Here is a 9,711-nt window from a genome sequence, read left to right on the forward strand (position 1 = left end):
CGGCCGGCCTTGCCCCAGTTGATGTTCGACTGCTCGGCGTTGCCGACCTCGCCGACGGATGCGCGGCAGCGCACGTCGACGCGACGGATTTCACCGGAAGGCATACGCAGCGTGGCGTAGCTGCCTTCCTTACCGAGGAGCTGGATGCTGGCGCCTGCGGAACGAGCCATCTTGGCTCCGCCGCCGGGACGCAGTTCCACACCGTGGATGGTGGTACCAGTCGGGATGTTGCGCAGCGGCAGGTTGTTGCCCGGCTTGATGTCGGCACCTGCACCGGACTCGACCGGTGAACCCTGCACCAGGCCCTTGGGGGCGATGATGTAGCGCTTCTCACCGTCTGCGTAATGCAGGAGTGCGATGTTTGCTGTGCGGTTGGGGTCGTACTCGATGTGAGCGACCTTTGCCGGGATGCCGTCCTTGTCGTTGCGACGGAAATCGATCAGTCGGTATGCACGCTTGTGTCCGCCACCCTTGTGACGGGTGGTGATACGACCGTGTGCGTTACGTCCACCGCGACCGTGCAGCGGGCGAACCAGCGACTTCTCGGGGGTCGACCGAGTGATCTCGGCGAAGTCCGAGACGCTCGAGCCACGACGGCCCGGTGTTGTCGGCTTGTACTTACGGATTGCCATGAGTCTTCTCGTCCTCTATGTCTCGTCAAGTCCCGGCGCTTACGCGACCGGTCCTCCGAAGATCTCGATGGGCTTGCTGTCAGCGGACAGGGTCACGAGCGCGCGCTTGGTGTCCTTGCGCTTGCCGTAACCGAATCGGGTCCGCTTACGCTTGCCCTGACGGTTGGCGGTGTTGACGCTGGTCACCTTGACGCCGAAGACCTTCTCGACGGCAATCTTGATCTGCGTCTTGTTCGAGTCCGGGTGCACCAGGAAGGTGTAGGTGCCTTCCTCGATCAGTCCGTAGGACTTCTCGGAGATGACCGGAGCGAGCAGGATGTCGCGGGGGTCAGCGATGGTGCTCACTTGGCGTCCTCCTTGTTCTGAGCGCTCTCTGCGGGCCCGTGGATGAACGCGTTGAGTGCCTCGACGCTGAACACGACATCGTCTGCATTGAGTACGTCGTAGGTGTTGAGCTGGTCGGGTGCAATGGGATGCACGCCTTCCAGGTTCTGCACGCTCTTCCAAGCGGCTACATCCTGGCGACCCACGACGAGCAGCAGCTTCTTGCGATCCGAAATCTCGCCGAGGAACGCGATTGCGCCCTTGGTCGAAGGCGTCTGCCCTGCAACCAGTTCGGTGATGACGTGGATGCGCTCGTTGCGTGCGCGGTCAGAGAGGGCTCCGCGAAGAGCGGCTGCCTTCATCTTCTTGGGGGTGCGCTGGCTGTAGTCACGCGGCTGCGGGCCGTGAACGGTTCCGCCGCCGACGAACTGCGGTGCGCGAGTCGAGCCCTGGCGTGCGCGGCCGGTGCCCTTCTGGCGGTACGGCTTCTTGCCACCGCCGCGGACGTCGCCGCGGGTCTTGGTGGAGTGGGTTCCCTGACGAGCAGCTGCGAGCTGCGCGACGACAACCTGATGGAGAAGCGCGATGTTGGCCGGAGCGTCGAAGATCTCAGCGGGGAGATCGACGGTGCCGTTGGTCTTGCCGCCGGCGACCTTGACGTCCAGGGTCAACTTGGTCTCGGTGCTGGTCATGCCCGTGCACCACCCTTCACTGCACTCTTGACGATCACGAGGCCGCCCTTGCGGCCGGGGATCGCACCCTTGATCAGCAGCAGGCCGTTCTCTGCATCCACCTTGTGGACCGAGAGGTTCTGCGTCGTGATGCGGTCGCTACCCATGCGTCCGGACATGCGCATGCCCTTGAACACGCGGCCGGGAGTTGCACAGCCACCGATGGAGCCCGGGCGGCGGTGAACAGCCTGGGTACCGTGCGACGCGCCCTGTCCCTTGAAGCCGTGACGCTTCATGGTTCCGGCGAAGCCCTTGCCCTTGCTGGTTCCGGTGACGTCGACGTATGCGCCGTCCTCGAAGACCTCGGCGGTGAGCTCCTGGCCGACCTCGTAGTCGGAGGTGTCCGCAACGCGGAGCTCCACTACGTGGCGACGCGGGGTCACACCAGCCTTGGTGAACTGGCCGGAAGTCGGCTTGTTCACCTTGCGCGGGTCGATGGCGCCGAACGCGAGCTGAACGGCGCTGTAGCCGTCACGCTCTTCGGTACGGATCTGGGTTACGACGTTCGGCCCAGCCTTCACGACGGTGACCGGGACAACCCGGTTGTTCTCGTCGAAGACCTGGGTCATGCCGAGCTTGGTGCCCAGGATTCCCTTGATCTTGGTATCAGTCATTGTTTTTGTCTCCGCCGTCACTGAATGTTCACGTCGACACTGGCCGGAAGGTCGATGCGCATGAGCGCGTCAACCGTCTTCGGCGTCGGGTCGAGAATGTCGATCAGCCGCTTGTGAGTACGCATCTCGAAGTGCTCGCGCGAGTCCTTGTACTTGTGCGGCGAGCGGATGACGCAATATACGTTCTTCTCGGTCGGCAACGGCACAGGTCCAACGACGCGGGCACCCGTACGGGTTACCGTCTCGACGATCTTGCGCGCTGACGCGTCGATCGCCTCGTGGTCGTAGGCCTTGAGCCTGATGCGGATCTTTTGTCCCGCCACGCTTAGTGTCCTTTTCTTGCCGCGTTTCGTAGCCCGCCTGGTCAGGCTCGAGCTACCTCGTCTGCACAGTCCTTGCCTGGACGATGACACGACGAACACTGAAGCGATCGGGACCAAGTCCAAGTTCTCGGGAGTACCGAGATTCGGATCGAGATCAGGATCTGCTGCCGCTGTTCGTTTGTCATTGTTCTCCGGTACACGCGGTCGGGCGTGTCGCCTTCTCACTCATCCTGCGCCGGACAATCTTTCGATTATCTGGCGCGTGATGCGTACCGGACGTGTTCGATGTCGAACACAAAGTAGGTACTGCTTCCGTCCTGCATTACTTCTCGTCTTGCATGGTCACAGTCGTTGACCCGATTACCCTGACGGGATCTGCGATCGATCGTCTGTGACGTCTTACCCTTACCCGATCACGGCCGCAATCGACCGCGTCCCGGACAAGGCAACCCGACCAGTATGCCGTACCTGGCCCAAATCCTCAACTCCCCCGAACTGCCTTTTCCGAGTGAGCTGCGCGACAACAACCTTACTCAGAAGTAAGATAGGCCTATGACTACCTCCAGCCCTACCTATCGCGGATGGCAGAAATTGCCGGACAATGCCCTCGGACATGCAGTTTTCTCGGCGGCGATGTCCATTCGCGTGCCCTATTTCGCCTCTGTTCTCCCCCGGGTGACCAAGTTGGAACCAGGGCTCTGCGAGGTCCGCTCCCCCAAATGGTGGGGCGTCCACAATCATCTCGGCACTTTTCACGCGATCGCAGCATGCAATCTCGCGGAGGTCGCAATGGGCATGCTGAGCGAAGCGACGGTTCCGAACTCCCACCGCTGGATCCCCAAGTCGATGAAGGTCGACTACCTCGCCAAGGCCGAGACCGGCCTGCGGGCGGTCGCCCGACTCGAGACTTTGCCGGACTTCGCGGCGATCGAGAGTGGCACGGAACTTCTCGTTCCCATCTCGATCTTCGACCGTGGCGGCAAGGAAGTAGTCCACGCCGAAATCACCACCTGGGTCTCCCCCAAGTAGGCACTCACGAACCCGCCTGCATCGCAACCTGATTCGCCCGCCAAACAGGTTTCGCAGAATTAGGCACCACCGCAGGTTTCGGCGAATGACGATCGTGGAACACCTCCCCGAACGGCGATGGTCGGTCGGGGTGCCGGTGTCCGGAGGTGGGTTGCGTTCCGGGCACCACATTGTCGACCTCGCGTCACGCCGAGCACCGGGAGGCCTCGTGGAAGAGTTCTTGACCACAACGAGTTCCGAAGCAGGCACGCAGACCTCGTCGTATCCGGACGAGGCCGAGGGATTGGACAGCTTCCGGCGCGACCTCGACGCCATCGACGCTCTACTTCTCGAGACGGTGCGGCAGCGGCTGGAACTCTGCCTGCGCATCGGCGAGTGGAAGCGCTCCCGCGAGGTTCCGATGATGCAACCCGGCCGCGTCCGCCTCGTGCAGGAGCGGGCGCGTGAATTCGCCCGTAGACACGACCTCTCCCCCGACTTCTTCAACGCCCTGTACGAGCTGATGATTGCCGAGACCTGTCGACTCGAAGACCTGGTGATCAACGCACCTGTTGAGGAGGAGGACACTGTTCGGGAATCCGTCGGACCGAGATCAGGATCATCGACATGAGTTCCCGCACCCTTCTGGTGGACAATTACGACTCGTTCACCTACAACCTGTTCACCCTGTTGACCGAGGTCAACGGGGTTGTGCCGACCGTGGTCCGCAACGACGTGGATTGGGATTCCCTCGATCTCGCGTCGTACGACAACGTGGTCATCTCCCCAGGTCCCGGCCGGCCGGATCGCGACCGTGATTTCGGAATCAGCCGCCGTTTCATCGAAGAAGCGCCTCTCCCACTTCTCGGTGTCTGTCTCGGCCACCAGGGCCTGTGCGAGTTGTTCGGCGCGGACGTGGTGGTTGCGCCCGTCCCGATGCACGGCCGAATTTCGCTGATCGATCACGACGGCTCGGGCATCTTTGCCGGACTTCCGTCGCCGTTCCGAGCTGTTCGCTACCACTCGTTGACCGTCGAGAATCTGCCGAACGCCTTCGTTCGTACCGCGTGGACGTCCGACGGTCTGCTCATGGGTGTCCGGCACCGGACCAAGCCGATGTGGGGAGTTCAGTTCCATCCGGAGTCCATCAGCACCGAGTTCGGCATAGATTTGCTCGCGAACTTCCGCGATCTGTCCGTCGGACGCACTCTGGATTCGGTGATCCGACCCGAACCTGTTCCGCAAACACCCGACCTGCGGCCGGCGATCAACTACGACGTCGACGACGTGACTCTCGATTTTGCAGTGGACCCGTCGGCGGCCTATGCAGCACTGTTCGCCGACGGCCCGAACGCGTTCTGGCTGGACCGCGCGGCAACCGCAGAGCCGAGTGCGCGCTTTTCGATTCTCGGCGATTCGTCGGGGCCGCTGGCCGAGTTCATCACGTACGACGTGCAAGCCGAGGTACTGACTGTCAGCCGAAAAGGCTTGTCCGACGAGCACATTCGAGTTCCTTTCTTCGATTACTTGGACGCACAACTCTCGACACGCTTCGTGCCCTCGCATCCGGAACTCGACTTCAACCTCGGCTACGTGGGCTACCTCGGCTACGAACTGAAAGCACAGACCGGAGGAAGGGCAGTCCATCCGGCACCCACTCCTGATGCCGCTCTGGTGTTTGCCGATCGCGCCGTCGTCATCGATCACACCGCGGGCCGCACTCACGTTTTGAGGTTGCGCGAGAAAGTCCGGGACGCCGGCTATGACGATTGGCTCGAATCGACCGTCGACACCCTGGCGCGGATCGGCGCGGACCTTCCGGAACGCACCCCCGTTCCGCTGATCAGCGACACCGTCTGGACGCAGGCTCGCCTTCGGCATGATCGCGATCAGTACCTGTCGTTGATCGGAACGGCCCTCTCGGAGATCCGGGCAGGTGAGTCCTACGAGGTGTGTCTGACCAACATGGCGAGCGTCGACGAGACGATCGATGCACAGCAGGCGTTCGAGTATCTGCGCTCGATCAATCCGACGCCGTACAGCGCACTTCTCGACTTCACCGGTATCTCGGTGGTCTCGGCCTCGCCTGAGCGGTTCCTTCGTGTCGACTCGGCCGGCAACGTCGAGTCCAAGCCGATCAAAGGGACCCGCCCGCGCGGCGTCACCCGAGCGCGTGATGCTGCCCTACGGCAGGACCTGCTCGACAGCGAGAAGGACCGCGCCGAGAACCTGATGATCGTGGACCTCACCCGCAACGACCTCACCAAGGTCTGCGTTCCGGGAAGTGTCCACGTTCCGAGGCTGTTCGCGATCGAGTCGTACTCGTCCGTTCACCAAATGGTGTCGACGGTGCGCGGACATCTGAGTCCGGGGTCGTCGGCGGTGGACTGTGTGCGTGCCGCGTTCCCCGGTGGATCGATGACCGGCGCCCCGAAGGTACGGACGATGGAGATCATCGACCGCCTCGAATCAGGCCCACGTGGGGTCTACTCGGGATCGATCGGGTACTTCGCGCTCGGTGGCGCCGCGGACCTCTCGATCGTGATCCGGTCGCTGGTCTGCACCGAGAGCGGCGTGACCTTCGGAATCGGCGGTGCCATCACAGCGTTGTCCGATCCGGAAGAAGAATTCGACGAGACCACGGTCAAGGCGTCCACGCTGCTCCGTGCGCTCGATGCGGTGTCCTCGCGGGTCCTCGAGTACGGCGGGTAGATCCAGCCATGACGGCGGCATCAGGCACAGCGACGGTTGTCGGCGGGCTGGGTGCCGTCGGATCCATGTTCGTCGAACTGCTTCGCGCCGGGGGGTCGACCGTCACCGTCGTCGACCCAGCAGGCAGCGATCCCGACGGAGATGTAGTCGTCGGAGACATCACGAAACCCAGTGAGCAAGTCCTCGCGCACGTGGAGTCCTCGCGCATCATCGTGCTCGCGGTTCCCGAACAGGTCGCTCTAGCCGCACTACCGAGCCTTCGGACATCCGGCGCTCTCGTTGTGGACACGCTGTCGGTCAAATCGCGGATGGACGCAGCAATCGCCGACGCCGGCCGAGAAGGGGAGTTCCTCGGACTCAACCCCATGTTCCGTCCGTCGCTCGGACCGCGCGGTCGGGCCGTCATCGCAGTGCCGTACGTCGGCGGTCCGCAGTCCGACAGATTCCTCGGCATCGTGCGCTCGTGGGGAGCGTCGGTCGCGGTGATGGACGCCGATCGTCACGACCGGTTGGCCGCGGCTACCCAGGTTCTGACACACGCGTCGGTGCTGGCTTTCGGCGTTGCCCTGGCCGAACTCGGAGTTTCCGCGGACGAACTCATCGCGGTCGCCCCTCCCCCGCATCAGACCTTGCTCGCGCTCCTGGCGCGGATAGCCGGCGGCGAACCGGAGGTGTACTGGGACGTACAAGCGGGCAATCCGCATGCAGGTGCGACACGAAAAGCACTGTTTGATGCCACCTCACAGGTGGACACGGCGGCCGAGACGCTCGGCGACTTCACGACGCTGATGAAAACCGCCGAGGCAGCGCTCGACGATCACTCCGGCGAATTGAACGCGGAGTGCCAGAGCTTGTTCGATCGCATTGCCGAAGGGCACAGAGAGTAGGGAACGATGAGACCTGGAGTGAGTCCGCCCAGCCTCCCGGAGTACGACGCCTCGGATCCGGTCGAGAGTGCAATCGTCCGCCGCCTTGCGAGCAACTGGGCGCGCCGGGCAACCGTGAAGAAGGCGGAGCCGGAACTGGACGATCTCTTCGATTCGTCGTTGTCCGACTACCCCGAAGCACTTCTCCCGTTCGCGGAGCATCCGACCTACCTGGCATTGAGCCCCGAGCAGAAGCAACGCCTGCAAGCCTGGGCATGGATCGCGTTCAACAAGAACGTCATGGACATCGAGAAGTACGTCGTCAATCCCGGCTTCGACGTTCTCGCCGAAGACCGACTCGGCGTCGGTCTCGGAGATTGGGCTGCAGTGGCCGTCAATCAGGCGATGGTCGACGAGCAATATCACACGCTCATGCACTTCAATGCCAGTTCAGCGACCCGTCGAGGCAGGGGCTGGGGGCTGCCGACCAAGGCATTGCCCGACGTCCTGACGGTCCGCACGCGGGCGCAAGCCCTCGACGCAGCCGGTGATCCGCGCAAGATCGCGCTGACACAGTTGGCGTTCATGACCGTCGCCGAGGTGTCGATCACCGCATACCTCGACCTGATCTCGGACGACCTGGGCGTGCAGTCGATCAACCGCGCGACCATTCGGTTGCACGCTCGCGACGAGTACTGCCATGCCTCGATTGCCGGGGAACTGGCGGTACTGGTCTGGGATTCCTTGAATCGTGGAGATCGCAGCTATCTACTGGAAGGCTTCGAGGGCGCCATGCGCGCTTTCAGCGGAACCGACTTCGGCGCGTGGCGAGCAATCATGGAGATCGAAGCCATACCCGGCGGACAGAAGATGCTCGATGATGTCGCGTTGGAACCGAGCAACGAACTGTTCGTACAGGATTACAGCGGAATATCGTCCTTGCTCCATAAGTTGCAAGTTACGACAGAAGTATCAATCGCAGGAGAAGAATACCTCCCCAGTTAATCCTGAGCAATAAGTGCTGATTCTCCAACAAACCCGGTCCAGTAATATTCCGCAATTATCGGGCACTCCCGATTATTCAGCTAGACAAGAGCTTGAGCAAATAAATACCGGACGAAATACTCAAGAAAAGACGGGGAGATCCCGCGCACGCTGCCTCCGGCCCAGAAACCGGGAAGAGATTCGCCCGGAATTCTTGTCATACATTCGATAAAGAGGCCACAAGATTGCATGCAGGACACTGTCCGCTGCAATCAAGAACGTTAACTTCCAATGCGACACACCATGATGCTCGAGAGTTTTCTTTGATGCTCGATTATATCGCGCATACACTCGCGGCGAACTAACTCCACGCCTACCCGAAACCTTTGCGGCCATGCTCGAGATCTGCCCCACAGTGCAACGAACACGCGCCATGCAGAGGGATAGGTCGATATCCTCGTGAATGTCGGTTCGATCGCTGACCGCATCCCTAACGGCCAACCAAGCCGACCGACGCATCGCCATGTTACTGCCTGGAACTGCAACAACAGGCCGAACTGCGCTCTGGACCCCGCGAACGAGTCGCCAATTCGTCCATCGGCGCTGAAGGCCGGCGATCGGAGATTCATAAAGGTAAGTCAGGCCGGTTACGCCCGAGAAATCGTCGCGACGCTCGAAGAATTCGTGAACCGCAACTGCCCAGCCTTCCCCCACGATCGTATCGGCGTCGATACGTCCGATAAGTTCTCCACTAGCCGCGTCAAACCCCTTGTTTCTCGCATGCACCACCCCGGGGCGGGATTCACAGAGAAGCCGGAGCTTGGGACAACTAATTTGATACTTCTTGATCAACTCAGAAGTATTGTCCGAGGAATTATTGTCAACAACGATGATTTCGTCGACATATTCACCTTGAGCAATGAGCGCTTCGATGCACGTTTCGATGTATTCAGATTCATTAAAAGCCGGAACAACCACCGACAACGTCGCGTTCGCCATTTCCCAACGGTATCGCGAATCTCTCCACAAGACATTGAGCAGCGGGCCCAGGGAACCAACCGGAAGGAATCGGAGGACTTTCGTCACCGGTCAAATCAAAGACCTCCGGTCCGCGCAACCGAATACCCACCTGCGCAGATGCGCTGAAAATCTATTTGGTCATTCGTTCAATTGGAGAAGATCTTTACGTTACAAAGAGCATTTGTGATTCTTGCCACAAGGTGAAATCGAAGGTGAGAGTTGCTGGCAGGAGCCCCGTACCCCCTCTCACGCGTCCGATTGCCCGAGTGTCGGTTTGACCCTCCGGTAACATCTGAGCGGAGATCACGGATAGAAGACAGAAGGCATCTGTGCGCCCGTCGGGAGCGCGTGCCCGTTCCGACAATGCAGACAGCGGAGTGTTGATGCCCTTTTCCACGGACGCAGCGGTACTAGTGGAGGACGTACACAAGTCCTTCAAGAACGTGCACGCGCTGCGAGGGATCAACTTCACCGCCCCACGTGGGACGGTGCTCGGC

Annotated in this window: 11 protein-coding genes and 1 pseudogene; 6 read left to right on the top strand and 6 right to left on the bottom strand. The window is 61.3% G+C overall.

Annotated features, from left to right (window positions below):
* From rplB to rpsJ, 5 genes are all read right to left on the bottom strand, one after another.
* A partial coding sequence (gene rplB / locus RWT78_RS24590) for a 50S ribosomal protein L2 (protein WP_314681569.1) occupies window positions 1-632 on the bottom strand: 632 nt, incomplete at its 3' end.
* 39 nt (window positions 633-671) lie between these two features.
* Window positions 672-977 (bottom strand): 50S ribosomal protein L23, encoded by a 306-nt coding sequence (rplW, locus tag RWT78_RS24595; protein WP_003940990.1) that lies wholly within the window; start codon window positions 975-977, stop codon window positions 672-674.
* Window positions 974-1,648, bottom strand: coding sequence for a 50S ribosomal protein L4 (gene rplD, locus RWT78_RS24600; RefSeq protein WP_003940723.1), 675 nt, complete (start codon window positions 1,646-1,648; stop codon window positions 974-976). Before rplD ends, rplW begins: the two co-directional genes overlap by 4 nt.
* A complete protein-coding gene (gene rplC, locus RWT78_RS24605; RefSeq protein ID WP_003940826.1) occupies window positions 1,645-2,301 on the bottom strand; it encodes a 50S ribosomal protein L3 in 657 nt (218 codons plus the stop codon). Before rplC ends, rplD begins: the two co-directional genes overlap by 4 nt.
* A 17-nt stretch (window positions 2,302-2,318) precedes the next feature.
* Complete coding sequence (gene rpsJ, locus RWT78_RS24610) at window positions 2,319-2,624, bottom strand: 30S ribosomal protein S10 (RefSeq protein ID WP_003938093.1); 306 nt, start codon at window positions 2,622-2,624, stop codon at window positions 2,319-2,321.
* 552 nt (window positions 2,625-3,176) lie between these two features.
* Here rpsJ and RWT78_RS24615 point away from each other — a divergent pair.
* From RWT78_RS24615 to RWT78_RS24635, 5 genes are all read left to right on the top strand, one after another.
* Window positions 3,177-3,653: a hotdog fold domain-containing protein gene (locus tag RWT78_RS24615; protein WP_003940943.1), complete on the top strand. Its 477-nt coding sequence runs from the start codon at window positions 3,177-3,179 to the stop codon at window positions 3,651-3,653.
* An 85-nt stretch (window positions 3,654-3,738) separates the two neighbouring features.
* Window positions 3,739-4,263, top strand: a complete 525-nt coding sequence (locus RWT78_RS24620) for a chorismate mutase family protein (protein WP_019747551.1) — start codon at window positions 3,739-3,741, stop codon at window positions 4,261-4,263.
* Complete coding sequence (gene pabB / locus RWT78_RS24625; RefSeq protein ID WP_314681577.1) at window positions 4,260-6,344, top strand: aminodeoxychorismate synthase component I; 2,085 nt, start codon at window positions 4,260-4,262, stop codon at window positions 6,342-6,344. Before RWT78_RS24620 ends, pabB begins: the two co-directional genes overlap by 4 nt.
* 8 nt (window positions 6,345-6,352) lie before the next feature.
* Window positions 6,353-7,231: a prephenate dehydrogenase dimerization domain-containing protein gene (locus tag RWT78_RS24630; RefSeq protein ID WP_314681579.1), complete on the top strand. Its 879-nt coding sequence runs from the start codon at window positions 6,353-6,355 to the stop codon at window positions 7,229-7,231.
* A 6-nt stretch (window positions 7,232-7,237) separates the two neighbouring features.
* The gene (locus RWT78_RS24635) at window positions 7,238-8,215 is read left to right on the top strand and encodes a diiron oxygenase (protein WP_314681581.1); all 978 of its coding nucleotides are present in this window, start codon (window positions 7,238-7,240) and stop codon (window positions 8,213-8,215) included.
* Between the two features lie 120 nt (window positions 8,216-8,335).
* On the opposite strand, the gene RWT78_RS24640 is transcribed toward RWT78_RS24635, so the two are convergent.
* Entirely contained in the window at window positions 8,336-9,193 is an 858-nt protein-coding gene (locus RWT78_RS24640) for a glycosyltransferase family 2 protein (protein ID WP_314681583.1), read from the bottom strand.
* 350 nt (window positions 9,194-9,543) lie between these two features.
* Here RWT78_RS24640 and RWT78_RS24645 point away from each other — a divergent pair.
* A pseudogene (locus RWT78_RS24645) lies at window positions 9,544-9,711 on the top strand (daunorubicin/doxorubicin resistance ABC transporter ATP-binding protein DrrA); the annotation flags it as partial.

This window comes from uncultured Rhodococcus sp. (assembly GCF_963525155.1).
GTDB lineage: Bacteria > Actinomycetota > Actinomycetes > Mycobacteriales > Mycobacteriaceae > Rhodococcus_F > Rhodococcus_F qingshengii.